Below are 23,596 nucleotides of genomic sequence, written 5' to 3'. Positions count from 1 at the left end.
AAATCAGGCAGCTGCTTTAGCGGCCGCTTCGATCTTACGTGTGATGTACCACTGTTGGGCGATCGACAGGCAGTTGTTCACTACCCAGTACAGCACCAGACCAGCCGGGAACCACAGGAAGAAGAAGGTGAAGATGATTGGCATCAGCTTCATTACCTTGGCCTGCATCGGATCCGGAGGAGTCGGGTTCAGCTGCTGCTGGATGAACATGGTTGCACCCATGATGATCGGCAGAATGAAGAACGGATCCTTGATCGACAGGTCAGTAATCCACAGCATGAACGGCGCCTGACGCATCTCGACGCTTTCCAGCAGAACCCAGTACAGCGAGAGGAAAACTGGCATCTGCACGAGGATTGGCAAGCAACCACCCAGAGGATTGATCTTCTCTTTCTTGTACAGCTCCATCATGGCTTGCGACATTTTCTGCCGGTCATCGCCATGTTGCTCTTTCAGCGCGGCCAGTTTCGGTGCCACTGCACGCATGCGCGCCATGGATTTGTAGCTGGCAGCCGACAGCGGGAAGAAGATCCCTTTGATCAGCATGGTCAGGAAGATGATCGACCAGCCCCAGTTACCCACAATGGCGTGGATATGTTGCAGCAACCAGAAGATCGGTTGGGCGATGAACCACAGAATGCCGTAGTCGACCGTCAGTTCCAGACCTGGGGACAACTCTTTCAGCACGGCCTGGCTTTTCGGACCAGCGTACAGGACAGCGCTGGTCTCGGCCTTGGCACCCGGTGCAACACTCATCGATGGGCCGGTGTAGCCGATGATGTAGTTGCCTTTGCTGTCTTTACGGGTCTGGACGACGTTGTTTTCGCCCTTGGCCGGAATCCATGCGGTCACGAAGTAGTGCTGCAACCAGGCAACCCAACCGCCAGTGACGGTTTCTTTCAGCTGAGCCTTGTCCATGTCGCTCATCGACACTTTCTTGTACGGCTCGTTACTTGTCCACAGGGCGGCGCCCAGGTAAGTCGCGGTGCCGGTAGCCGTGGTCGACGAAGGATCGGCGCTGGCGTCGCGTTTCAACTGGGCGAACATCGCACCGTTCCAGGGCTGGGCGCTCTGGTTGTCGATCAGGTAGGAAACGGATACGTCGTACAGGCCGCGTTTCAGGGTGAAACGCTTGATGTAGTTGACGCCGTCCTTGCTGAACTTCAGGTCCACGACCAATTGGTCCTGACCGTCAGCCAGCTGATAAACCTTCTTCTCCGAGGAATAAACCGGACGACCGGCCGGATTTGCATCCGGACCGTTGGTGCCGATCAGACCGCTTTGCGCCAGATACGTACGTTCGCCGCCGTTATCGAACAGCTGGAACGGAATTTCCGGGTGATCCTGACGACGCGGATACAGCGGCAGGGTCAGCTGGGCAACATCGCCACCTTGTGGGTCGACAGCCAGGTCCAGTACATCCGTTTTGATCTGGATGAGGTCCTTGCTCACAGCCACCGGCGTTTCGGCAGGTGCGCTGGTGTCGCTTGCAGCACGTGGAATGTCGTCACTGGCAGAAGCGTTGGAGCCAGATGCCGTATCCGGCAGGCCCGATGCAGTCGTATTGGTGGCAACATTCTGAGTCGGCAGGGCAGCCTGGCCATAGTCCTGGTTCCATTTAAGAACCATAACGTAGGACACGATTGCCAGGGCGACGATCAGGATCGTGCGTTTGATATCCATGATTACTCGGCCATCGAAGAAGAACGGGAGGTAGGGATAGGTGGAACCGGGTCATAACCACCGGGATTCCACGGATGACAGCGACCTAAACGACGAAAGGTCAGCCAGCCACCGCGAAGAAGGCCATGATTTTCGATGGCTTCTAACGCGTAGCAGGAACAACTGGGGTAGAAGCGACAGTGACTGGCCATCAGGGGACTAATGGCATAGCGATAAAACTGGATCGGAACGAGTGCCAGTTTACGCATCTGGACTGTCTACCCCTACAGTTTCGGTTTTGACTGCTGGTACTGGCGAACTGCGAGCCAGACGCTTCCAGAGTTTGCCGAAATGCTGAATCAATTCGGGGTTTTCTACATCACCCAAACCTTTGCGCGCGACGATAACTATGTCCCAGCCGACCAGAGAATCCTGGTTCAGGCGAAACGATTCGCGCATCAGACGTTTGAGGCGATTGCGCTCGACGGAGAGCTTTACGCTCTTTTTCCCGATAACCAACCCGAGACGGGGGTGATCAAGATCGTTGTTGCGCGCAAGGAGCAGGAGATTTTTCCCCGGAACCTTGCCGGTAGGGGAGTCAAAGACTGCCTTGAATTGCCGGGGGGTAAGCAGACGCTTTTCCCGACTGAAGTCCTGACTCACCTCCAGTGCCGGATTATCAAACTGCCAGACGCGCACGACCTTTGGCGCGACGACGCGACAGGACGGCACGACCGTTCTTGGTAGCCATGCGAGCACGGAAACCGTGGGTACGAGCGCGTTTGATAGTGCTTGGTTGGAAAGTACGTTTCATTGTCGTGTTACCTGGTTCGTCCACAACGGGCCGGAATGGCCCCCGTTTTAAGAGACCGGGGATTCTAGAGAAAGCAAGCCTTCAGGTCAATTTCCAACCAACGTTTCCTTATAAATAGATCTCCAGAGGTTTTTCGGCGCTTGCACCTTACGTAGATATAAAAATAAGAAAGGAAAGTATTTAAAGCTTTTCTGTAAAGCTTATAAAAGCTAGGCCCGCATCCTTCTGTGGATAACTCTATTCAGCCCTTGTTTTACCTGCTGTACAGAGAATGACAACTACAGTGGAAAACAGTGTTCAGCCTGTGCTGCGCTGTCGGATAACCTGTGTGTGAAAGCTCGCCTTATCCACAGGCCGGTTATCCACCGAGTTTCGCCCCCACTTGTGCAATGACCTTAACCCCGGTTATCCACAGAGCTTATACACAGACCACTGGTCGCCTTTTTTGCGTAAGAAACGGTGATTCTTCTTGGTCGATGAACCACCTACGTGTGGATAAGTCGGCGTCTGGTCGCTACAATGGCCGCTTGTTTTTGCCTCACCGGCTTTCAACTTAGGGGATATCCGTGTCAGTGGAACTTTGGCAGCAGTGCGTGGAGCTTTTGCGCGATGAGCTGCCTGCCCAACAATTCAACACTTGGATCCGTCCACTACAGGTCGAAGCCGAAGGCGACGAGTTGCGTGTCTATGCGCCCAATCGTTTTGTTCTGGACTGGGTCAACGAAAAGTACCTGGGGCGTGTTCTCGAATTGCTCGATGAACACGGCAATGGCATGGCGCCTGCGCTTTCCTTATTAATAGGTAGCAAACGCAGTTCGGCACCCCGTGCCGCGCCCAATGCTCCCCTGGCTGCCGCAGCTTCCCAGGCGCAGGCTGCTCAAGCGCCCGCCAGTCCGCCGCCGGCATCTGCCGCCGCGTCGACCAAACGTGCGACGCAAAAAGTGGCCGAAGTCACCGAGGAAGAACCTTCCCGCGACAGCTTCGACCCGATGGCCGGCGCCAGTTCGCAACAGGCACCTGTGCGCGCCGAGCAACGTACCGTGCAGGTCGAAGGTGCGCTCAAGCACACCAGTTACCTGAACCGCACCTTTACCTTTGAGAATTTCGTTGAAGGTAAATCCAACCAGCTGGCGCGTGCCGCCGCCTGGCAGGTGGCAGACAACCCCAAGCACGGTTACAACCCGCTCTTCCTTTATGGTGGCGTCGGCTTGGGTAAAACCCACTTGATGCACGCTGTGGGTAACCATCTATTAAAGAAGAACCCGAATGCCAAGGTCGTATACCTGCATTCCGAGCGTTTCGTGGCGGACATGGTCAAGGCCCTGCAACTGAACGCGATCAACGAGTTCAAACGCTTCTACCGTTCGGTGGATGCGTTGCTGATCGATGACATTCAGTTCTTCGCCCGCAAGGAGCGTTCCCAGGAAGAGTTTTTCCACACCTTCAACGCCCTGCTCGAAGGTGGCCAGCAAGTCATTCTCACCAGTGACCGCTACCCGAAGGAAATCGAAGGCCTTGAAGAACGCCTCAAATCCCGCTTTGGCTGGGGCTTGACCGTAGCGGTCGAGCCGCCGGAGCTGGAAACCCGCGTTGCGATCCTGATGAAGAAGGCCGATCAGGCCAAAGTCGAGCTGCCGCACGACGCCGCGTTCTTCATTGCCCAGCGCATTCGCTCCAACGTTCGTGAGCTGGAAGGCGCGCTCAAGCGCGTGATCGCCCACTCGCACTTCATGGGCCGCGATATCACCATCGAGCTGATTCGCGAATCCCTTAAGGACTTGTTGGCGTTGCAGGATAAACTGGTCTCTGTGGATAACATTCAGCGCACTGTCGCCGAGTACTACAAGATCAAGATCTCCGACTTGCTGTCCAAACGCCGTTCGCGTTCGGTCGCTCGTCCGCGTCAGGTCGCCATGGCGTTGTCCAAGGAACTGACCAACCACAGCCTGCCGGAAATCGGCGATGTGTTTGGCGGTCGCGACCATACAACGGTCTTGCACGCGTGCCGCAAGATCAACGAACTTAAGGAATCCGACGCGGACATCCGCGAGGACTACAAGAACCTGCTGCGTACGCTGACCACTTGATAAACACCAGCGCAGCTTATTAAGGCAAGGGACTAGACCATGCATTTCACCATTCAACGCGAAGCCCTGTTGAAACCCCTGCAACTGGTCGCAGGCGTCGTCGAACGCCGACAGACCTTGCCGGTACTTTCCAACGTGCTGCTGGTTGTCGAAGGCCAGCAATTGTCGCTGACCGGTACCGACCTGGAAGTCGAGCTGGTTGGTCGTGTTCAACTCGAAGAGCCGGCGGATCCGGGTTCCATCACCGTGCCGGCGCGCAAGCTGATGGACATCTGCAAAAGCCTGCCGAACGATGCGCTGATCGACATCAAGGTCGACGAGCAGAAGCTTGTGGTCAAGGCTGGCCGTAGCCGCTTCACCCTGTCGACACTGCCGGCCAACGACTTCCCTACCGTGGAAGAAGGCCCGGGTTCGCTGACCTGCAGCCTGGAGCAAAGCAAGCTGCGCCGTCTGATCGAACGCACCAGCTTCGCCATGGCCCAGCAGGACGTGCGTTACTACCTCAACGGCATGCTGCTGGAAGTTTCCGCTGGCGTGATCCGCGCCGTGGCCACCGACGGTCACCGTCTGGCCATGTGCTCGATGCAGGCCGATATCGGTCAGCCGGATCGTCACCAGGTCATCGTGCCGCGCAAAGGTATCCTCGAACTGGCACGCCTGCTCACCGAGCCGGACGGCAATGTCAGCATCGTGCTGGGTCAGCACCACATCCGCGCCACCACCGGTGAGTTCACCTTCACTTCGAAACTGGTCGACGGCAAATTCCCGGACTACGAGCGTGTTCTGCCTAAAGGCGGCGACAAGCTGGTACTTGGCGATCGTCAGGCTCTGCGTGAAGCATTCAGCCGTACCGCGATTCTGTCCAACGAGAAATACCGTGGTATCCGTCTGCAACTGGCCAGCGGTCAGTTGAAGATCCAGGCGAACAACCCGGAGCAGGAAGAAGCGGAAGAAGAAGTGGGCGTTGAATACAACGGCGGCTCTCTGGAAATCGGCTTCAACGTGAGCTACCTGCTCGACGTACTGGGTGTGATGACCACCGAGCAGGTTCGTCTGATCCTGTCCGACTCCAACAGCAGCGCGCTGGTGCAGGAATCGGATAACGACGACTCGGCCTACGTTGTCATGCCGATGCGTCTGTAATCATGCTCAGCAGAAGCTAGATGTCCTTAAGTCGCGTCTCGGTCACCGCGGTGCGCAATCTGCACCCGGTGACCTTCTCCCCCTCCCCCCGCATCAATATTCTTTACGGCGCCAACGGCAGCGGCAAAACCAGTGTTCTGGAAGCCATCCATCTGCTGGGGCTTGCCCGTTCGTTTCGCAGCACCCGTCTGTTGCCGGTCATTCAATACGAACAGCTTGCCTGTACGGTATTTGGCCAGGTTGAACTGGCGGAGGGTGGGCATAGCGCCTTGGGCATCTCACGGGATCGACAAGGCGAATTCCAGATCCGTATCGATGGGCAGAATGCGCGCAGTGCGGCACAACTGGCCGAGATCCTGCCCCTGCAACTGATCAACCCAGACAGCTTCCGCTTGCTGGAAGGTGCGCCGAAGATTCGCCGACAGTTTCTCGACTGGGGTGTGTTCCACGTGGAACCGCGCTTCATGTCAACCTGGCAGCGCTTGCAGAAGGCCCTGCGCCAGAGAAACTCTTGGCTGCGGCATGGTACACTTGACGCCGTTTCGCAAGCGGTTTGGGACAGGGAACTGTGCCAGGCCAGCGCTGAAATTGATGAATACCGCCGCGCTTATATCAAAGCCTTGAAACCAGTCTTTGAACAAACCTTGAGCGAACTGGTTGAGCTTGAAGGCTTGACGCTCAGCTATTACCGCGGCTGGGACAAGGACCGCGAACTGAGTGCTGTGCTCGCCGGGTCTCTGCAGCGGGACCAGCAAATGGGGCATACCCAGGCCGGACCACAACGTGCTGATTTGCGTCTCAGACTGGGCGCACACAACGCTGCGGACATCTTGTCCCGTGGCCAGCAGAAGTTGGTGGTTTGCGCATTACGGATTGCCCAGGGGCACCTGGTCAGCCAGGCTCGACGCGGGCAGTGTATTTATCTGGTGGATGACTTGCCGTCCGAACTGGACGAGCAGCACCGTCGCGCGCTTTGCCGCTTGTTGGAAGACTTACGCTGCCAGGTCTTTATCACCTGTGTAGATCACGAATTATTGAGGGAAGGCTGGCAGACGGAAACGCCAGTCGCTCTGTTCCACGTGGAACAGGGCCGTATCACCCAGACCCACGACCATCGGGAGTGAAGGCATTGAGCGAAGAAAATACGTACGACTCAACGAGCATTAAAGTGCTGAAAGGCCTGGATGCCGTACGCAAACGTCCCGGTATGTACATTGGTGACACCGACGATGGCAGCGGTCTGCACCACATGGTGTTCGAAGTGGTCGATAACTCGATCGACGAAGCTCTCGCCGGCCACTGCGACGACATCAGCATCATCATTCACCCGGATGAGTCCATCACCGTTCGTGACAACGGTCGTGGCATCCCGGTAGACGTGCACAAAGAAGAAGGTGTTTCGGCAGCCGAGGTCATCATGACCGTACTGCATGCCGGCGGTAAGTTCGACGACAACTCCTACAAAGTATCCGGTGGCCTGCACGGTGTAGGTGTGTCGGTGGTGAACGCACTGTCCAAAGAACTGGTCCTGACCGTTCGCCGCAGCGGCAAAATCTGGGAACAGACTTACGTCCACGGTGTTCCACAAGAGCCGATGAAAATCGTTGGTGAGAGTGAAACCACCGGCACCCAGATTCACTTCAAGCCATCGGCCGAGACGTTCAAGAACATCCACTTCAGCTGGGACATCCTGGCCAAGCGGATTCGTGAACTGTCCTTCCTCAACTCCGGTGTCGGCATCGTCCTCAAGGATGAGCGCAGCGGCAAGGAAGAGTTGTTCAAGTACGAAGGCGGCCTGCGAGCGTTTGTTGAATACCTGAACACCAACAAGACTGCGGTCAACCAGGTGTTTCACTTCAACATTCAGCGCGAAGACGGCATCGGCGTGGAAATCGCCCTGCAGTGGAACGACAGCTTCAACGAGAACCTGTTGTGTTTCACCAACAACATTCCACAGCGCGATGGCGGTACTCACCTGGTGGGTTTCCGTTCCGCACTGACGCGTAACCTGAATACCTACATCGAAGCCGAAGGTCTGGCGAAGAAGCACAAGGTCGCCACCACCGGTGACGATGCCCGTGAAGGCCTGACCGCGATCATTTCGGTGAAAGTACCGGATCCGAAGTTCAGCTCCCAGACCAAAGACAAGCTGGTTTCTTCCGAAGTGAAGACCGCGGTCGAACAGGAAATGGGCAAGTACTTCTCCGACTTCCTGCTGGAAAACCCGAACGAAGCCAAACTGGTCGTCGGCAAGATGATCGACGCGGCCCGTGCTCGTGAAGCGGCGCGTAAAGCCCGTGAGATGACCCGTCGTAAAGGCGCGCTGGATATCGCCGGGCTGCCGGGCAAACTGGCTGACTGCCAGGAAAAAGACCCTGCCCTTTCCGAACTGTATCTCGTGGAAGGTGACTCTGCTGGCGGTTCCGCCAAGCAGGGGCGTAACCGTCGGACCCAGGCCATCCTGCCGCTGAAGGGCAAGATCCTGAACGTCGAGAAGGCGCGTTTTGACAAGATGATCTCTTCGCAAGAAGTGGGCACCTTGATCACCGCGCTGGGCTGCGGCATCGGCCGCGACGAGTACAACATCGACAAGCTGCGTTACCACAACATCATCATCATGACCGATGCTGACGTCGACGGTTCGCACATCCGTACCCTGCTGCTGACCTTCTTCTTCCGTCAGTTGCCGGAGCTGATCGAACGCGGCTACATCTACATCGCTCAGCCACCGCTGTACAAAGTGAAGAAAGGCAAGCAAGAGCAATACATCAAAGACGACGACGCCATGGAAGAGTACATGACGCAGTCGGCCCTGGAAGATGCGAGCCTGCACCTGAACGAAGAAGCACCTGGCATCTCCGGTGAAGCGCTTGAGCGTCTGGTGAATGACTTCCGTCTGGTGATGAAGACCCTCAAGCGTCTGTCGCGCCTGTACCCACAGGAGCTGACTGAGCACTTCATCTACCTGCCAGCGGTGAGCATGGAGCAACTGTCCGATCACGCAGCGATGCAGGATTGGCTGGCTCAGTACGAAGTTCGCTTGCGCACCGTCGAGAAGTCCGGCCTGGTTTACAAAGCCAGCCTGCGTGAAGACCGTGAGCGTGGCGTGTGGCTGCCAGAGGTCGAACTGATCTCCCACGGCCTGTCGAACTACGTCACCTTCAACCGCGACTTCTTCGGCAGTAACGATTACAAGACTGTCGTTTCGCTAGGCGCTCAACTGAGCACCCTGCTGGACGACGGCGCGTACATCCAGCGTGGCGAGCGCAAGAAGCCGGTGACCGAGTTCAAGGAAGCCCTTGAATGGCTGATGGCTGAAAGCACCAAGCGTCACACCATCCAGCGATACAAAGGTCTGGGCGAAATGAACCCGGATCAGCTGTGGGAAACCACCATGGACCCAAGCCAGCGTCGGATGCTCAAAGTGACCATCGAAGACGCCATTGGCGCAGACCAGATCTTCAACACCCTGATGGGTGATGCGGTCGAACCACGTCGTGACTTCATCGAAAGCAACGCCTTGGCGGTGTCCAACCTGGACTTCTGATCCCGGTCGATGCCAACGAAAAGGCCAATGCATTTGCATTGGCCTTTTTTATTGCCTGAGTTTCAGTCGCTCGCCGACGCCACACTTTCCAACCGATATCCATACCCATAAATCGTCAGCAACTGCCAACCGCGATCCGCCGTCAGGCCAAGCTTGTTGCGCAGACGATAGATGTGAGTGTCCAGCGGCCGTGACGACGACAATTCTTCATGGGGCCAGAATCGTTTGTACAGGTAATCCCGCGACAGCGGACGACCGAGGTTGCTGAACAGGCAATGCGCCAGGCGGCGCTTCCATGTGTTCGCGGGTCCAGAGCAGCAATGACAAGCCCGTGAGGTCGGGCAGTTGCCAGTCGAGGATCAGCAGGTCGAAGGTTTCCCGACGCAGTTGGCGTAGCAGGTCTTCGCCCCGTTCGAAGCTGTACAGCGACCACGGCTGCTCTCCGGCTTCGGCCATCTGTTGCAGGGTTTGTTCGACCCGGCGCAGTTCGGCGGGCTCATCGTCCAGAATCGCAACGCGCATACAGGGTGATTCCTTGTCGCATGGGCAGCTCTTTATCGACGATAGCGGCTCAATCGATACAGTGAAAGCAAGCGGCCCGCCGTTGGTCGCGGCGTCCGCTATGATTCTTTGAGTCGACACCTAAGACGTAGGAATCATGAGGCCATTCACCCCGCCCTGCCCTGTTGGCCATGTTTGACCAACGCCGCCGTGAAAGCCGAGAGCCAAGCCAGGTACAGCGATTGTTTCGGCAATTGGTGCGCGAGTGGTTGTGGATAAGCCTTGTGCTTTTGCCGCTGACGACGTTGCTGTCCTAACGCGCGAAAATCAACTTGGGCGATGCATCCCCAGTCTTTAGCGCATGGCTTTCCCTTGGTCTGGTGATGTGTGTACTCGGGTTATTGCTGTGGCGCCCGCGCCTGGCGCTCTGGCTGACGCTCACGGGGATGGCTTGTGCGTTGCTGACCAGTGCCGGCCTTGCAGAGTTCAAGCGCTGGTGGTGGTCACCGACGCCTGCGGTGCTGGGGATGCTGTTTGGTTATCTGATCTGGAACTGGCGGCGCCTCAGTGTAGTGCTGACCTATTTCGGTTGGGAATTGGCGCGGCAGGACAGCGAGCCGAAAGTGTTTCCGGAGCGCCGTCGTGCCCAGTATCCCGGTGGCGACCGTTTACAGAAGCAGATCATGGCGCTGGAGCAAGCCATGAGCCTGACCCGCGATACCCACCGATTCATCGCCGATGGCCTGGAGTACTTGCCGGTGGCCACGTTGATCAGCGATCCCCAGGGGCAAATTCTGCTCGGCAACCGCAAGGCTCGCGACCTGTTTGGCGGGGATCTGGTCGGCGATGATGTGCTCGGGCGACTTAAACAGCTCGGTTATCCGGATATGAGCCGTGGGCCGGGCTCGTCTTTGTCGACACTGCCGCTGCTGGAGTTTCGCGACCTGAAGGAACGCAGCTTGCGTCTGGAGCGTGCCGGGTTTTTGCCGGTAGACGGTGATATTCCGGTCGGCTGGCGATGGAACCTGACTGATTTGAGTGTGGAGCGCGATGCGGAGAAACAGCGCGCGGTCCTGTTGCGGTTCCTGTCTCACGACCTGCGGGCGCCTCACTCGGCCATCCTCGCGTTGCTCGACGTCCATCGTCATCAGGTGGGCGGTGATTCGCAACTCTTTGATCAAATCGAGCTACAGGTACGCCGGGCCCTGGAATTGACTGACGGTTTCATTCAACTGGCGAGGGCCGAGTCCGAGGCTTATCAGTTTCAGCCGAGCCTATTTGCGATGCTGGTGCTGGATGTGTTCGATCAGGCGCTGCTGACCCGGGCGTTGTTCAATCTGCTGGAAAATGCCATCAAGTACAGTGTTTCAGGTACTCGCATCCGTTTGCGCGTCAGTCAACGTGACGGCTGGCTGATCTGTGAGCTCATCGATCAGGGCAAAGGCATTGCTGCTGCGGAGTTACCCGAACTGTTCAGCCAATACCGGCGTTTTTCTTCCGCACAGGGTATCGATGGCGTGGGGTTGGGATTATCGATGGTCAAAGCCGTAGTGGATCGGCACGGCGGGCGAATCGAGTGTCAGAGCGAGATGGGGCGGGGGCACGACATTCAGGCTGCAATTTCCGCTGTTTACAGAATGAAAGCGAGCGATTCAGGTCGACCTGACATGTCGACAGTCTGCGATTGTTCCGGGCATAAAAAAACCGGCTATATCAGCCGGTTTTTTTACGTCCGAAAAAAACTTATGCACGCTTTTATGGTTTTTATCTCTCTGAGAAATATGTAAAAAAATCATAAAGTTACGTACAAATAACGACGTTTTTCAATGAAACGGTACACAGGTTATCCACAGAATCTCAGACAGCCACCTGATCGTTTGAAACCGGCGCTTGCGGAGCCGGTGGTAGCGAGCCCATTTCCCGTTGCATCTGCTCGTTCCACGCCTGAACCCGGTCGTTCAATTCGGCAATGGCTCGCGGTCCGGTGCCTGCGGCATACATCGGCTCGCCAATGATCACAGTGATGACGCCCTGCTTCTTCGCCCAACCGGTTTTCGGCCAGAACTTGCCTGCGTTGTGCGCAATCGGCAGCACCGGCAATTCGGCGTTGACCGCCAAGGCGCTGCCACCGCGCGAGAACTTTCCGACGGTGCCGAAAGGAACGCGCGTACCTTCGGGGAAGATCAGCACCCAGACATTGTCCTTGAGCAACTCATCACCTTTTTGCGCCACATGCTTGAGCGCGGCTTTCGGGTTGCCGCGATCGATGGCGATCGGTCGCAGCATGGCCATGGCCCAACCGAAGAACGGCACATAGAGCAATTCACGTTTGAGCACCTGGCTCAGCGGCGAGAAGTAGGCCGAGAGAAAGAACGTCTCCCAGGTGCTCTGGTGGTTTGACTGAATGACGCAAGGCCGTTCAGGTACGTTCTCGGCACCCTTCACTTCGTAGCGAATGCCCAGGAACACTTTGCTCAGCCACAAGGCGCAGCGGCACCAATACACGTTGATAAAGCGGTAACGTGCCTTGAAGGGCAGAAACGGCGCGATAAAAAAACTCAAGCTGCACCACAGCAAGGAGCTGGTGCCCAGCAGCAGGTAAAAGAGGAAGGTTCTGATGGCCTGCAGTATCGACATGGTGACGTTTACCGTTGCGGGCAATACCCGCCTGTATAAAGCGCACTCCTGATCAATCCTTTATCAGGAAATATCAGAAGCACTCTAATTGTGGATAAGTTCTGCGGCAATCGCCGCCAGATCGTCAAAAATCAATGTGCCAACCGGAAGGGTTTTACCCAAAGTCTTTTCGCCTTTCCCGGTCTTTACCAAAACTGGCTGTGAATCGACGGCTTTGGCGGCTTCCAGGTCACCAAGGCTGTCGCCGACGAACCAGAGATTGGTCAGCGACACGTTGTAATGAGCGGCGATGGTTTTCAACATCCCGGGTTTCGGCTTGCGGCAATCGCAGCCTTCGTCCGGCCCGTGCGGGCAGTAGACGATCAGCCCGACCTCACCGCCCTGCTCCGCCACCAGCGCGCGCAAGCGCTCGTGCATGGCATCCAGGGTGGCAAGGTCGTAATAGCCGCGAGCGATGCCCGACTGGTTGGTAGCGACCGCTACCGTCCAGCCGGCCTTGCTCAACTGCGCGATGGCTTCGATCGAACCGGGGAGTGGAATCCACTCCTCCACCGACTTGATATAAGCGTCGGAGTCGTAATTGATCACCCCGTCCCGATCGAGTATCAGCAGTTTCAACAGCAATCCCTCAACCCAGCAGCGAAATGTCGGCAACGCCGAGGAACAAACCACGCAGACGCGCCAGCAACGCATAACGGTTGGCGCGGACTTTTGCGTCCTCCGCGTTGACCATCACGGCTTCGAAGAACGCATCCACCGGCTCGCGCAGTGCAGCCAGGCGTGCCAGGGATTCGCTGTACTGACGCGAGGCGGCCATTGGCTGTACAGCCTGGTCAGCCTGCTGGATCGCCGAGTACAGGGAGAACTCGTTGGCGTTGTCGAAGTACTTGGCTTCCACGACTGTCGGAACGGAGCCTTCGACCTTGCTCAGCAGGTTCGACACGCGCTTGTTCACGGCGGCCAGGGCGGCGGCTTCCGGCAGTTTGCGGAAGGCCTGTACCGCTTGCACGCGCTGGTCGAAGTCCAGGGCCGAACCCGGCTTCAGGGCACGTACCGACAGGTAGGTCGCAACATCGACACCTTCGTCTTCGTAACGGGCACGCAGGCGGTCGAAGATGAACTCCAGCACCGATTCGTTCAGGCCGGCAGCCTTGACCTTGGTCCCGAATGCATTCACGGCGAAGGCCACGGCGTCGTTCAGGTCCAGATCCAGTTGCTTCTCGATCAGGATACGCAACACGCCCAGTGCGGCACGGCGCAGGGCGTACGGGTCTTTGCTGCCGGTTGGCAGCATGCCGATGCCAAAGATTCCGACCAGGGTGTCCAGCTTGTCAGCGATAGCGACGGCTGCACCGGTCAGGGTGCTCGGCAGCTCAGCGCCAGCACCGCGCGGCATGTACTGCTCGTTCAGCGCCAGTGCGACATCTTCCGGCTCGCCGTCGTTGAGGGCGTAGTAGTAACCGGCGACACCTTGCATCTCCGGGAACTCGCCGACCATCTCGGTCGACAGGTCGCACTTCGACAGCAGGCCTGCACGGGCTGCCCACGCAGCGTTGCCGCCGATGCGCTGAGCGATGAACGCGGCGAGCTTGGAAACGCGCTCGGCCTTGTCGTAGACACTGCCGAGTTTTTCCTGGAACACCACGTTTTGCAGGCGCAGGTTGAAGTCTTCGAGCTTCTGCTTCTTGTCTTGCTTGAAGAAGAACTCGGCGTCGGTCAGACGTGGGCGAACCACTTTCTCGTTACCGGCGATGATCTGCTGCGGGTCTTTGCTCTCGATGTTGGCCACGGTAATGAAACGTGGCAGCAACTTGCCGTCGGCATCCAGCAGGCAGAAATACTTCTGGTTGTCCTGCATGGTGGTGATCAGGGCTTCCTGCGGCACGTCGAGGAAGCGTTCCTCGAACGAGCACACCAGTGGCACCGGCCATTCGACCAGCGCGGTCACTTCATCGAGCAGGGCTGGCGGAACGATTGCCGTGCCTTCCTGACGGGTGGCCAGCTCTTCGGTGCGCTTGCTGATGATCTCGCGACGCTCGTTGGCGTCGGCCAGAACGTAGGCGGCACGCAGGTCGGCCAGGTAGCTGGACGGCGAACCGATGCGCACGTTTTCCGGGTGATGGAAGCGGTGACCACGGGAGTCGCGGCCGGCCTTCTGGGCGAGGATGGTGCAATCGATGACCTGGTCACCGAGCAGCATCACCAGCCACTGGGTCGGACGAACGAATTCTTCCTTGCGCGCGCCCCAACGCATGCGTTTCGGGATCGGCAGGTCGTTCAGGGAATCTTCGACGATGGTCGGCAGCAGGCTCGCGGTCGCCTTGCCGGCGATGCTCTGGCTGTAGCGCAGTTTGGGGCCGCTCTGATCGATTTCGCTCAGGTCGACGCCGCACTTCTTGGCAAAGCCCAGTGCCGCTTGGGTCGGGTTGCCTTCGGCATCGAACGCGGCCTGACGTGGCGGGCCGTCGAGGTTGATGCTGCGATCCGGCTGCTGGGTGGCCAGTGCGGTGATCAGCACGGCCAGACGGCGCGGGGCGGCGTAGACGGTTTTGCTCTCGTAGTTCAGGCCGGCAGCTTGCAGGCCTTTGTCGATACCGGCGAGGAACGCCTCGGCCAGGGTGTTCAGGGCTTTGGGTGGCAGTTCTTCAGTGCCCAGTTCAACCAGAAAATCCAGAGCACTCATTGTGCAGCCTCCAGCTTGGCCAGTACTTCATCACGCAGGTCCGGGGTCGCCATCGGGAAGCCCAGCTTGGCGCGAGCCAGCAGGTAGGCTTGCGCAACGGAACGCGCCAGGGTGCGTACACGCAGGATGTATTGCTGACGCGCGGTCACCGAGATCGCCCGGCGCGCATCCAGCAGGTTGAAGGTATGGGAAGCCTTCAACACCATTTCGTAGCTCGGCAACGGCAGCGGCTGGTCGAGTTCGATCAGGCGCTTGGCTTCGCTTTCGTAGAAATCGAACAGTTCGAACAGTTTGTCGACGTTGGCGTGTTCGAAGTTGTAAGTGGACTGCTCCACTTCGTTCTGGTGGAACACGTCGCCGTAGGTCACTTTGCCCATCGGGCCGTCAGCCCAGACCAGGTCGTAGACCGAGTCCACGCCTTGCAGGTACATGGCCAGACGCTCGAGACCGTAGGTGATCTCGCCGGTCACCGGGTAGCACTCGATGCCGCCCGCTTGCTGGAAGTAGGTGAACTGGGTCACTTCCATGCCGTTGAGCCAGACTTCCCAGCCCAGACCCCAGGCGCCGAGGGTCGGCGATTCCCAGTTGTCTTCGACGAAGCGGATGTCGTGGACCAGCGGGTCCAGGCCGACGTGCTTGAGGGAGCCCAGGTACAGTTCCTGGAAGTTGTCCGGGTTCGGCTTCAGGACCACCTGGAACTGGTAGTAGTGCTGCAGACGGTTCGGGTTTTCGCCGTAGCGGCCGTCAGTCGGACGGCGGCTTGGCTGCACGTAGGCAGCGTTCCAGGTTTCCGGGCCGATGGCGCGCAGGAACGTTGCGGTGTGGAAAGTGCCGGCGCCTACTTCCATATCGTAGGGCTGAAGTACCACACAACCTTGCTCGGCCCAGTATTGCTGGAGGGCGAGGATCAAGTCTTGGAAGGTACGCACGGCTGGCGTAGGCTGGCTCACGAAATTCACCTGTTTCTTGGGCTGCGATTTAAAGAGCGGGAGTATACCCGATTCATTGCTGCGCACGCCCCCTGGAGCCTTATGCCACGCTGCTTTTGGTGTTCCGAAGATCCGCTGTACATGGCATATCACGATCAGGAGTGGGGCACGCCGCTACGCGATGCGCAGGGTTTGTTCGAGTTGCTTTTGCTCGAAGGGTTCCAGGCCGGGCTGTCCTGGATCACTGTGTTGCGCAAACGCGAGCATTATCGCCAGGTGATGTTCGGGTTTGATGTCCAGCGCGTGGCGCAGATGAGCGATGCCGAAATCGACGAGTTGATGCTCGATCCGGGGATCATCCGCAACCGCCTCAAGCTCAACGCGGCCCGGCGCAATGCCCAGGCCTGGCTGGCGCTGGAGGATCCGGTGGAGTTTCTCTGGTCGTTCGTCGGTGGCGTGCCTGTGATCAATCATTTCAAGGATCGCAGCGAAGTCCCGGCCGTGACGCCGACCGCCGTGGAAATGAGCAAAGGCTTGAAAAAGGCTGGTTTCACGTTCGTCGGGCCGACCATTTGCTACGCGCTGATGCAGGCCTCGGGCATGGTCATGGATCACACCCGGGACTGCGACCGCTACGCGCAGTTGGCGAACGGCGGTTAGAATGGCCGCCTCGCGCACAGCACAAAATCAGGAGTGACCTGTGGATAAGTTGAAAGGCGCCTTGCTGGTAGGCGCTCTGCGGCTGTTTGCCCTGCTTCCGTGGCGGGCCGTGCAGGCCGTGGGCTCGGCGATTGGCTGGGTCATGTGGAAAACCCCGAACCGTTCCCGCGACGTGGTACGGATCAATCTGTCCAAGTGCTTTCCGGACATGGACCCTGCCGAGCGTGAACGCCTGGTGGGCCAGAGCCTGAAAGACATCGGCAAGTCCCTGACCGAAAGCGCCTGCGCCTGGATCTGGCCGGCCCAGCGCTCCATCGACCTGGTGCGCGAGGTCGAGGGCCTCGACATATTGAAGGACGCCCTCGCCTCCGGCAAAGGCGTGGTCGGCATCACCAGCCACCTGGGCAACTGGGAAGTGCTGAACCACTTCTATTGCAGCCAGTGCAAACCGATCATTTTCTACCGCCCGCCGAAGTTGAAGGCGGTGGATGAGTTGCTGCAAAAGCAGCGGGTGCAGTTGGGCAACAAGGTCGCCGCTTCCACAAAAGAAGGCATCCTCAGCGTCATCAAGGAAGTGCGCAAAGGTGGTGCAGTGGGCATTCCCGCTGACCCGGAACCGTCCGAATCCGCCGGGATCTTCGTGCCGTTCTTCGCCACCCAGGCGCTGACCAGCAAGTTTGTGCCGAACATGCTCGCGGGCGGCAAAGCGGTCGGCGTGTTCCTGCATGCGCTGCGCCTGCCGGACGGTTCCGGCTACAAGGTCATTCTGGAAGCGGCGCCCGAGGCCATGTACAGCACCGATACCGCGCAGTCCTGTGCGGCCATGAGCCAGGTGGTCGAGCGCTACGTGCGGGCGTACCCGAGCCAGTACATGTGGAGCATGAAACGCTTCAAGAAGCGCCCACCGGGTGAAGAGCGTTGGTATTGAATCGATTGGTATGATCTGTGGATAACCCCGGACTTGGGGTTATCCACAACCGTTCACTCAAGGGCGCAGAAGATGTCCGAACACCGCAAGTCATTGCGCATCAAGATCAGTCACGAAAGCTTTGGCGATTGCCTGGGGCAGACGCGCAACCTGTCGACCACGGGTGTCTACGTCAAGCATCCGGGGTTGTCGACTTTGCCCAAAGGTGCGGTGGTTTACGGTCAGGTGCAGGGCTTACCCACAGGCGCGCCGCGGGTGCGCATGGAAGTGGTGCTGGTGGATGCCGAGGGCATCGGTTTGCGTTATCTCTGATCAGTGCGCCTGACGGTCAAGCTTCTTCAGGAACACCGTCATTTCCTTCTCTGCCTGCTTGTCGCCATGGCCGCGAGCGGCTTCCAGGCCTTGCTCCCAGGCCTGCCGCGCGGCCGTAAAGTCCGCCAGCGCCAGATGGGCCTTGCCCAGTAGTTTCCACGCCGCCGAATACTTCGGATCGAATTCGACGCAGCGTTGGAAATGCTCCGCAGCCTTGGCGTTTTCCCCCAGATCCAGATAGCCCTTGCCCAGGCCGAAGCGTAGCAATGAATTATCCACACCCTTGGCGAGCATTTTTTCCAGGGATTCGATCATCAGTGGATTCCTTTTGCGCTGTGTCAGCGGTTGATTTGTTGGCGTGAGACCGCATTCGCGAGCAAGCCCGCTCCCACATTGGTCCCTGTGGGAGCGGGCTTGCTCGCGAAGGGGCCAGGTCCGCCCCTGCAAAATCCGGATCAGAAGAAGCTCAACCCCACATGGAACAATTTCTCCACATCGCGAATATGCTTTTTATCCACAAGGAACAGAATCACATGGTCGCCCGCTTCGATCACGGTGTTGTCGTGGGCGATGATCACTTCTTCGTCGCGGATAATCGCACCAATGGTGGTGCCCGGCGGCAGGCCGATGTTCTCGATGGCCTTGCCGATCACCTTGCTCGATTTCGCATCGCCATGGGCGATCGCCTCGATGGCTTCTGCCGCACCCCTACGCAGTGAGTGCACGCTAACGATGTCGCCCCGGCGTACGTGGGCCAGCAAGGTGCCGATGGTCGCCAGTTGCGGGCTGATGGCGATGTCGATGTCGCCGCCCTGGATCAGATCGACATAGGCCGGGTTGTTGATGATGGTCATCACCTTCTTTGCGCCCAGGCGTTTGGCCAGCAGCGACGACATGATGTTGGCTTCGTCGTCGTTGGTCAGGGCCAGGAACAGGTCGGCGTCGGCGATGTTCTCTTCCATCAGCAGGTCGCGGTCCGAAGCACTGCCCTGCAACACCACCGTGCTGTCCAGTGTGTCGGAGAGATGACGGCAGCGTGCCGGGTTCATCTCGATGATTTTCACCTGATAACGGCTTTCGATGGCCTCGGCCAGACGCTCGCCGATCTGCCCGCCACCGGCGATGACGATGCGTTTATAGGTTTCGTCGAGACGGCGCATTTCGCTCATCACCGCACGAATGTTCGCCTTGGCAGCGATGAAAAATACTTCGTCGTCGGCCTCGATCACTGTGTCGCCCTGGGGCAGGATCGGCCGGTCACGACGGAAAATCGCCGCGACGCGGGTTTCCACGTTCGGCATGTGCTCGCGCAACTGCCGCAGTTGCTGGCCCACCAGCGGCCCGCCGTAGTACGCCCGCACCGCCACCAGTTGCGCCTTGCCTTCGGCGAAGTCGATCACCTGCAAGGCACCGGGATGCTGGATCAGGCGCTTGATGTAGTTGGTGACCACTTGTTCCGGGCTGATCAGCACGTCCACCGGAATCGCTTCGTTCTGGAACAACTGCTCTTCGCGGGTCAGGTACGCGGCTTCGCGAACCCGGGCGATTTTGGTCGGGGTATGGAACAAGGTGTGGGCGACCTGGCAGGCGACCATATTGGTTTCGTCGCTGTTGGTCACCGCGACCAGCATGTCGGCGTCATCCGCTCCGGCCTGGCGCAACACGGTCGGGAACGAGCCACGACCTTGTACCGTGCGGATGTCCAGGCGGTCACCGAGGTCGCGCAGGCGCTCGCCATCAGTGTCGACCACAGTAATATCGTTGGCTTCGCTGGCCAGGTGTTCCGCCAGCGAACCGCCGACCTGCCCTGCACCGAGGATGATGATTTTCATCCAGTCACTCCATTGAATCCATTTAACCGCGCGCGGCGGCGATCTTGATCAGCTTGGCGTAGTAGAAGCCATCGTGACCACCTTCCTGGGCCAGCAACTGGCGACCATGGGGCTGCTTGATGCCGGCCGCCGTGGCGAGGTCCAGTTCCCGGGCACCCGGCGTGCGGGCGAGGAAGGCTTCGATGACTTCGGTGTTTTCGGTCGGCAGCGTTGAACAGGTGGCGTACAGCAGGATGCCGCCAACCTCCAGGGTTTTCCACATTGCATCGAGCAACTCGCCCTGCAGCAGCGCCAGCGCGGCGATGTCGTCGGGTTGGCGGGTCAGCTTGATGTCCGGGTGACGACGAATCACGCCGGTGGCCGAACATGGCGCGTCCAGCAGGATGCGCTGGAACGGCTTGCCGTCCCACCACGCCTGAGTGTCGCGGCCGTCGGCGGCAATCAGTTCGGCGCTCAGTTTCAGGCGTTCGAGGTTTTCCCGTACCCGCACCAGCCGCTTGGCTTCCAGGTCTACCGCTACGACGCCGGCCAGTTTTGGCTCGGCTTCGAGAATATGGCAGGTTTTGCCGCCCGGTGCGCAGCAGGCGTCCAGCACCCGTTGACCGGGGGCCAGGTCGAGCAGATCGGCAGCCAGTTGCGCGGCTTCGTCCTGCACACTGATCCAGCCATCGGCGAAACCCGGCAGGCTGCGCACATCGGCGGCGGCGTCGAGCACGATGCCGTCGCGGCTGTACACACAAGCTGTGGCGGCGATTCCCGCCTCAGTCAGCAAACCGAGGTAGACATCGCGGGTGTGATGGCGACGGTTGACCCGCAAGATCATCGGCGGATGCGCATTGTTCGCCGCGCAAATGGCTTCCCATTGCTCTGGCCAGAACGCCTTCAGGGATTTCTGCAGCCAGCGCGGGTGAGCGGTGCGCACCACCGGATCACGTTCCAACTCGGCGAAAATCGTTTCGCTTTCGCGCTGAGCATTACGCAGCACAGCGTTGAGCAACGCCTTGGCCCAGGGTTTTTTCAGCTTGTCGGCGCAACCGACGGTTTCACCAATGGCGGCATGGGCCGGGACGCGGGTATAGAGCAGCTGATAGAGACCGACCAGCAACAGCGCCTCGACATCGGCGTCGGCGGCCTTGAACGGTTTTTGCAGCAGCTTGGTCGCCAACGCCGACAAACGTGGCTGCCAGCGCGCGGTGCCAAACGCCAGGTCCTGGGTGAAACCGCGATCACGGTCCTCGACCTTGTCCATCTGCGTAGGCAGCGAACTGTTGAGCGAGGCTTTTCCGTTCAGGACGGCAGCGAGTGCCTTGGCGGCGGCCAGACGTGGGTTCATTGAACGTCCACCGCTTGACCGAGCACAGTGCCGGTGGCGAATTTCTCACGGCGGCTGTTGAACAGGTCACTGAAGTTAAGCGCCTTGCCGCCGGGTAATTGCAGGCGAGTCAGGCACAAGGCCTGCTCGCCGCACGCGACGATCAGGCCTTCCTTGCTGGCGCCGAGGATTTCGCCTGGGGCGCCTTTGCCTTCAGCAAGGTTCGCGGCCAGCACTTTCAGGGCTTCGCCGTTCAAGGTGCTGTGGGTGATCGGCCACGGGTTGAAGGCACGGACCAGACGCTCCAGCTCAACCGCCGGGCGACTCCAGTCGATGCGTGCTTCGTCCTTGTTCAATTTGTGCGCATAAGTAGCGAGGCTGTCGTCCTGCACTTCGCCCTCCAGGGTTCCGGCGGCGAGGCCGGCAATCGCCTGGACCACGGCCGGCGGGCCCATTTCGGCCAGGCGATCATGCAGGCTGCCGCCGGTATCTGCGGCGCTGATCGGCGTGGTGACCTTGAGTAGCATCGGCCCGGTATCGAGGCCGGCTTCCATGCGCATCACGGTCACGCCGCTTTCGGCGTCCCCCGCTTCCACGGCGCGCTGGATCGGCGCCGCGCCACGCCAGCGTGGCAGCAGCGAGGCGTGACTGTTGATGCAACCCAGGCGCGGAATATCCAGCACCACTTGCGGCAGGATCAGGCCGTAGGCGACCACCACCATCAAGTCCGGCTTCAGCGCGGCCAGTTCAGCCTGAGCATCTTCGTTGCGCAAGGTGGGCGGTTGCAGCACCGGGATATTGTTCTCCAGAGCAAGCTGCTTGACCGGGCTCGGCATCAGTTTTTGCCCGCGACCGGCCGGACGATCCGGTTGGGTGTAGACCGCGACGATCTCGTAAGGGCTGTCGAGCAGGGCCTTGAGGTGTTCGGCGGCGAATTCGGGGGTGCCGGCAAAGACGATGCGCAGTGGCTCAGTCATGGGTGACGTCTCTTGAAAAGAAAAAGGCTTGCCGCAGCAAGCCTTTGAAGATGGGCATCAGGCGTTCTGGCGATGAAGCTTTTCCAGTTTCTTCTTGATGCGGTCGCGTTTGAGCGTGGACAGGTAATCAACGAACAATTTGCCGTTAAGGTGGTCGCATTCGTGCTGGATGCACACGGCGAGCAAATCTTCGGCGATCAGTTCGTAAGGCTGGCCGTCGCGGTCCAGCGCCTTGACCTTGACCCGTTGCGGGCGATCGACGTTTTCGTAGAAACCCGGCACAGACAGGCAGCCTTCTTGATACTGGCCCATCTCGTCGGTCAGCGGTTCGAACTCGGGGTTGATGAACACTCGTGGTTCGCTGCGGTCTTCGGAGAGGTCCATCACGACGATACGTTTGTGCACGTTGACCTGGGTAGCGGCGAGGCCGATGCCAGGCGCTTCATACATTGTTTCAAACATGTCGTCGACCAACTGACGCACTTCGTCGTCCACTACGGCCACTGGCTTGGCGATAGTGCGCAGACGCGGATCAGGGAATTCGAGGATGTTTAAAATGGCCATAAGCTTGATTAGTGCACGTGTGAAGTAAGGTCGGGTCGATGGCCTGACGGGTCCGAAGAAATGCAGGCTACCGTTGTAAAACGTAGTTCCCTTCTCTTGATAAGCAAGCTGGGAGCGAGCCTCTGACGGCTCTGGCGTTTCACGCGAATGCACATAATAAAGGGATTCACCGCATGAGGAAATCACTACTCGCCCTGCTGCTCCTGGCTTCGGCCGGTCTGGCGTACGGGCAAGTGCAACTTCGGGAAGATATTCCCACCATAAAGCTGTCACCTCAGGTGCGAAGCAGCCCGGTGACCGAGGCTATCCCTGGCATTGCGCTGAAATCGATCAACAGCTTTCTGCTAAGTAATCGCATCGTCGACAAGGCCGAGGATTTCGACAAAGCGCCTTATATCGTCGCTGGCAATGCCGAACGGGTGCTCAGCGGCGCGGGTGACCGCATCTTTGCCCGCGGCCATTTTGATCCGGCGCAACCGGCGTATGGCATCTTCCGCCAAGGCAAGGTCTACACCGATCCGCAGAGCAAGGAAATTCTTGGGATCAACGCCGACGACATCGGCGGCGGCGAGGTCGTGGCGATCGAAGGTGACGTCGCCACCTTGGAGTTGCAACGCACGACCCAGGAAGTCCGCCTCGGCGATCGCTTGTTCAGCGGTGAAGAGCACGCGATCAACTCGACCTTCACGCCTAGCGCACCGAGCCACGAAATCAGCGGTTTGATCATCGATGTGCCGCGTGGGGTCACGCAGATCGGCGAGTTGGACGTGGTTACGCTGAACAAGGGGCTGCGCGACGGCTTGGCCGAAGGCAATCTGCTGGCGGTGATGAAAACCGGCGAAACCGTACGGGACCGGATCACCGGTCAGCCGTTGAAAATTCCCGATGAGCGCGCCGGTCTGCTGATGGTTTTCCGTACCTACGACAAACTCAGTTATGGGCTGGTACTCAGCGCTTCGCGCTCGCTGTCGGTGATGGACAAGGTGCGAAATCCGTAAGAGTGCTTCA

21 protein-coding genes and 2 pseudogenes are annotated in these 23,596 nt (G+C 58.9%); 9 read left to right on the top strand and 14 right to left on the bottom strand.

Going from position 1 to position 23,596, the window contains the following annotated elements; all coding sequences use genetic code 11:
• Positions 1 to 3: 3 nt before the first annotated feature.
• Genes yidC through rpmH form a run of 4 tightly spaced genes read right to left on the bottom strand, consistent with a single transcriptional unit; the run spans position 4 to position 2,476 of the window.
• Complete coding sequence (gene yidC, locus KGB28_RS06640) at positions 4 to 1,683, bottom strand: membrane protein insertase YidC (protein ID WP_223443614.1); 1,680 nt, start codon at positions 1,681 to 1,683, stop codon at positions 4 to 6.
• A gap of 2 nt (positions 1,684 to 1,685) precedes the next feature.
• Positions 1,686 to 1,931, bottom strand: a complete 246-nt coding sequence (yidD, locus tag KGB28_RS06635; protein WP_010207715.1) for a membrane protein insertion efficiency factor YidD — start codon at positions 1,929 to 1,931, stop codon at positions 1,686 to 1,688.
• On the bottom strand, positions 1,924 to 2,325 hold the full coding sequence (gene rnpA, locus KGB28_RS06630) for a ribonuclease P protein component (RefSeq protein WP_056727027.1): 402 nt from the start codon (positions 2,323 to 2,325) through the stop codon (positions 1,924 to 1,926). Before rnpA ends, yidD begins: the two co-directional genes overlap by 8 nt.
• A 16-nt stretch (positions 2,326 to 2,341) precedes the next feature.
• Positions 2,342 to 2,476, bottom strand: coding sequence for a 50S ribosomal protein L34 (gene rpmH, locus KGB28_RS06625; RefSeq protein WP_003213577.1), 135 nt, complete (start codon positions 2,474 to 2,476; stop codon positions 2,342 to 2,344).
• A gap of 566 nt (positions 2,477 to 3,042) precedes the next feature.
• Here rpmH and dnaA point away from each other — a divergent pair.
• From dnaA to gyrB, 4 genes are read left to right on the top strand one after another with little or no spacing between them, the layout of a single operon-like run.
• The gene (gene dnaA, locus KGB28_RS06620; protein WP_223443612.1) at positions 3,043 to 4,563 is read left to right on the top strand and encodes a chromosomal replication initiator protein DnaA; all 1,521 of its coding nucleotides are present in this window, start codon (positions 3,043 to 3,045) and stop codon (positions 4,561 to 4,563) included.
• Positions 4,564 to 4,602: 39 nt separating this feature from the next.
• Positions 4,603 to 5,706 carry a DNA polymerase III subunit beta gene (dnaN, locus tag KGB28_RS06615; RefSeq protein ID WP_007969885.1) on the top strand — a complete coding sequence of 368 codons (1,104 nt, stop codon included), beginning with the start codon at positions 4,603 to 4,605 and terminating at the stop codon, positions 5,704 to 5,706.
• Between the two features lie 20 nt (positions 5,707 to 5,726).
• Complete coding sequence (gene recF / locus KGB28_RS06610) at positions 5,727 to 6,830, top strand: DNA replication/repair protein RecF (RefSeq protein ID WP_008064628.1); 1,104 nt, start codon at positions 5,727 to 5,729, stop codon at positions 6,828 to 6,830.
• A 5-nt stretch (positions 6,831 to 6,835) separates the two neighbouring features.
• Positions 6,836 to 9,253 (top strand): DNA topoisomerase (ATP-hydrolyzing) subunit B, encoded by a 2,418-nt coding sequence (gene gyrB / locus KGB28_RS06605; protein WP_223443611.1) that lies wholly within the window; start codon positions 6,836 to 6,838, stop codon positions 9,251 to 9,253.
• Positions 9,254 to 9,315: 62 nt separating this feature from the next.
• Here the strand turns inward: gyrB and KGB28_RS06600 are convergent.
• Positions 9,316 to 9,775, bottom strand: a pseudogene (locus tag KGB28_RS06600) (winged helix-turn-helix domain-containing protein).
• 170 nt (positions 9,776 to 9,945) lie between these two features.
• Here KGB28_RS06600 and KGB28_RS06595 point away from each other — a divergent pair.
• A pseudogene (locus KGB28_RS06595) lies at positions 9,946 to 11,395 on the top strand (sensor histidine kinase).
• Between the two features lie 216 nt (positions 11,396 to 11,611).
• Here the strand turns inward: KGB28_RS06595 and KGB28_RS06590 are convergent.
• The 4 genes from KGB28_RS06590 to glyQ form a co-directional block, all read right to left on the bottom strand.
• Positions 11,612 to 12,391, bottom strand: a complete 780-nt coding sequence (locus tag KGB28_RS06590) for a lysophospholipid acyltransferase family protein (RefSeq protein WP_150728122.1) — start codon at positions 12,389 to 12,391, stop codon at positions 11,612 to 11,614.
• 84 nt (positions 12,392 to 12,475) lie between these two features.
• Positions 12,476 to 13,015, bottom strand: a complete 540-nt coding sequence (gene gmhB, locus KGB28_RS06585) for a D-glycero-beta-D-manno-heptose 1,7-bisphosphate 7-phosphatase (protein WP_165798734.1) — start codon at positions 13,013 to 13,015, stop codon at positions 12,476 to 12,478.
• A 4-nt stretch (positions 13,016 to 13,019) separates the two neighbouring features.
• A complete protein-coding gene (gene glyS / locus KGB28_RS06580; RefSeq protein ID WP_223443609.1) occupies positions 13,020 to 15,074 on the bottom strand; it encodes a glycine--tRNA ligase subunit beta in 2,055 nt (684 codons plus the stop codon).
• Positions 15,071 to 16,024 (bottom strand): glycine--tRNA ligase subunit alpha, encoded by a 954-nt coding sequence (gene glyQ / locus KGB28_RS06575; RefSeq protein ID WP_025112261.1) that lies wholly within the window; start codon positions 16,022 to 16,024, stop codon positions 15,071 to 15,073. The genes glyS and glyQ overlap by 4 nt, the downstream gene beginning before the upstream one ends.
• Before the next feature lie 81 nt (positions 16,025 to 16,105).
• On the opposite strand from glyQ, the gene tag reads away from it, so the two are divergent.
• From tag to KGB28_RS06560, 3 genes are all read left to right on the top strand, one after another.
• Entirely contained in the window at positions 16,106 to 16,663 is a 558-nt protein-coding gene (gene tag, locus KGB28_RS06570) for a DNA-3-methyladenine glycosylase I (protein WP_223443608.1), read from the top strand.
• Between the two features lie 40 nt (positions 16,664 to 16,703).
• Positions 16,704 to 17,591, top strand: a complete 888-nt coding sequence (locus tag KGB28_RS06565) for a lysophospholipid acyltransferase (RefSeq protein WP_008045719.1) — start codon at positions 16,704 to 16,706, stop codon at positions 17,589 to 17,591.
• 72 nt (positions 17,592 to 17,663) lie between these two features.
• A complete protein-coding gene (locus KGB28_RS06560; protein WP_223443606.1) occupies positions 17,664 to 17,903 on the top strand; it encodes a PilZ domain-containing protein in 240 nt (79 codons plus the stop codon).
• On the opposite strand, the gene KGB28_RS06555 is transcribed toward KGB28_RS06560, so the two are convergent.
• From KGB28_RS06555 to def, 5 genes are all read right to left on the bottom strand, one after another.
• Positions 17,904 to 18,221 carry a tetratricopeptide repeat protein gene (locus KGB28_RS06555; RefSeq protein ID WP_223443934.1) on the bottom strand — a complete coding sequence of 106 codons (318 nt, stop codon included), beginning with the start codon at positions 18,219 to 18,221 and terminating at the stop codon, positions 17,904 to 17,906.
• A 137-nt stretch (positions 18,222 to 18,358) separates the two neighbouring features.
• Complete coding sequence (gene trkA, locus KGB28_RS06550) at positions 18,359 to 19,735, bottom strand: Trk system potassium transporter TrkA (protein WP_056726763.1); 1,377 nt, start codon at positions 19,733 to 19,735, stop codon at positions 18,359 to 18,361.
• Between the two features lie 22 nt (positions 19,736 to 19,757).
• A complete protein-coding gene (gene rsmB, locus KGB28_RS06545; protein ID WP_223443604.1) occupies positions 19,758 to 21,068 on the bottom strand; it encodes a 16S rRNA (cytosine(967)-C(5))-methyltransferase RsmB in 1,311 nt (436 codons plus the stop codon).
• A complete protein-coding gene (gene fmt / locus KGB28_RS06540; protein ID WP_223443601.1) occupies positions 21,065 to 22,024 on the bottom strand; it encodes a methionyl-tRNA formyltransferase in 960 nt (319 codons plus the stop codon). Before fmt ends, rsmB begins: the two co-directional genes overlap by 4 nt.
• 57 nt (positions 22,025 to 22,081) lie before the next feature.
• Positions 22,082 to 22,588, bottom strand: coding sequence for a peptide deformylase (gene def / locus KGB28_RS06535; protein WP_008045730.1), 507 nt, complete (start codon positions 22,586 to 22,588; stop codon positions 22,082 to 22,084).
• A gap of 173 nt (positions 22,589 to 22,761) precedes the next feature.
• Here def and KGB28_RS06530 point away from each other — a divergent pair, with 173 nt between their 5' ends.
• Positions 22,762 to 23,586 carry a peptidoglycan-binding protein gene (locus KGB28_RS06530; protein WP_223443598.1) on the top strand — a complete coding sequence of 275 codons (825 nt, stop codon included), beginning with the start codon at positions 22,762 to 22,764 and terminating at the stop codon, positions 23,584 to 23,586.
• Positions 23,587 to 23,596 lie beyond the last annotated feature (10 nt).

The sequence above is a fragment of the Pseudomonas sp. BF-R-19 genome (genome assembly GCF_019956445.1).
GTDB lineage: Bacteria > Pseudomonadota > Gammaproteobacteria > Pseudomonadales > Pseudomonadaceae > Aquipseudomonas > Aquipseudomonas fluorescens_BH.
This window is presented reverse-complemented; position numbering and strand designations above follow the sequence as displayed.

Excerpts from the sequence above, each read along its gene's own strand:
- yidC (WP_223443614.1), bottom strand. The coding sequence starts at position 1,683 with ATGGATATCAAACGCACGATCCTGATCGTCGCCCTGGCAATCGTGTCC.
- yidD (WP_010207715.1), bottom strand. The coding sequence starts at position 1,931 with ATGCGTAAACTGGCACTCGTTCCGATCCAGTTTTATCGCTATGCCATT.
- rpmH (WP_003213577.1), bottom strand. The coding sequence starts at position 2,476 with ATGAAACGTACTTTCCAACCAAGCACTATCAAACGCGCTCGTACCCAC.
- dnaN (WP_007969885.1), top strand. The coding sequence starts at position 4,603 with ATGCATTTCACCATTCAACGCGAAGCCCTGTTGAAACCCCTGCAACTG.
- recF (WP_008064628.1), top strand. The coding sequence starts at position 5,727 with ATGTCCTTAAGTCGCGTCTCGGTCACCGCGGTGCGCAATCTGCACCCG.
- KGB28_RS06590 (WP_150728122.1), bottom strand. The coding sequence starts at position 12,391 with ATGTCGATACTGCAGGCCATCAGAACCTTCCTCTTTTACCTGCTGCTG.
- glyS (WP_223443609.1), bottom strand. The coding sequence starts at position 15,074 with ATGAGTGCTCTGGATTTTCTGGTTGAACTGGGCACTGAAGAACTGCCA.
- tag (WP_223443608.1), top strand. The coding sequence starts at position 16,106 with ATGCCACGCTGCTTTTGGTGTTCCGAAGATCCGCTGTACATGGCATAT.
- KGB28_RS06560 (WP_223443606.1), top strand. The coding sequence starts at position 17,664 with ATGTCCGAACACCGCAAGTCATTGCGCATCAAGATCAGTCACGAAAGC.
- trkA (WP_056726763.1), bottom strand. The coding sequence starts at position 19,735 with ATGAAAATCATCATCCTCGGTGCAGGGCAGGTCGGCGGTTCGCTGGCG.
- rsmB (WP_223443604.1), bottom strand. The coding sequence starts at position 21,068 with ATGAACCCACGTCTGGCCGCCGCCAAGGCACTCGCTGCCGTCCTGAAC.
- fmt (WP_223443601.1), bottom strand. The coding sequence starts at position 22,024 with ATGACTGAGCCACTGCGCATCGTCTTTGCCGGCACCCCCGAATTCGCC.
- def (WP_008045730.1), bottom strand. The coding sequence starts at position 22,588 with ATGGCCATTTTAAACATCCTCGAATTCCCTGATCCGCGTCTGCGCACT.
- KGB28_RS06530 (WP_223443598.1), top strand. The coding sequence starts at position 22,762 with ATGAGGAAATCACTACTCGCCCTGCTGCTCCTGGCTTCGGCCGGTCTG.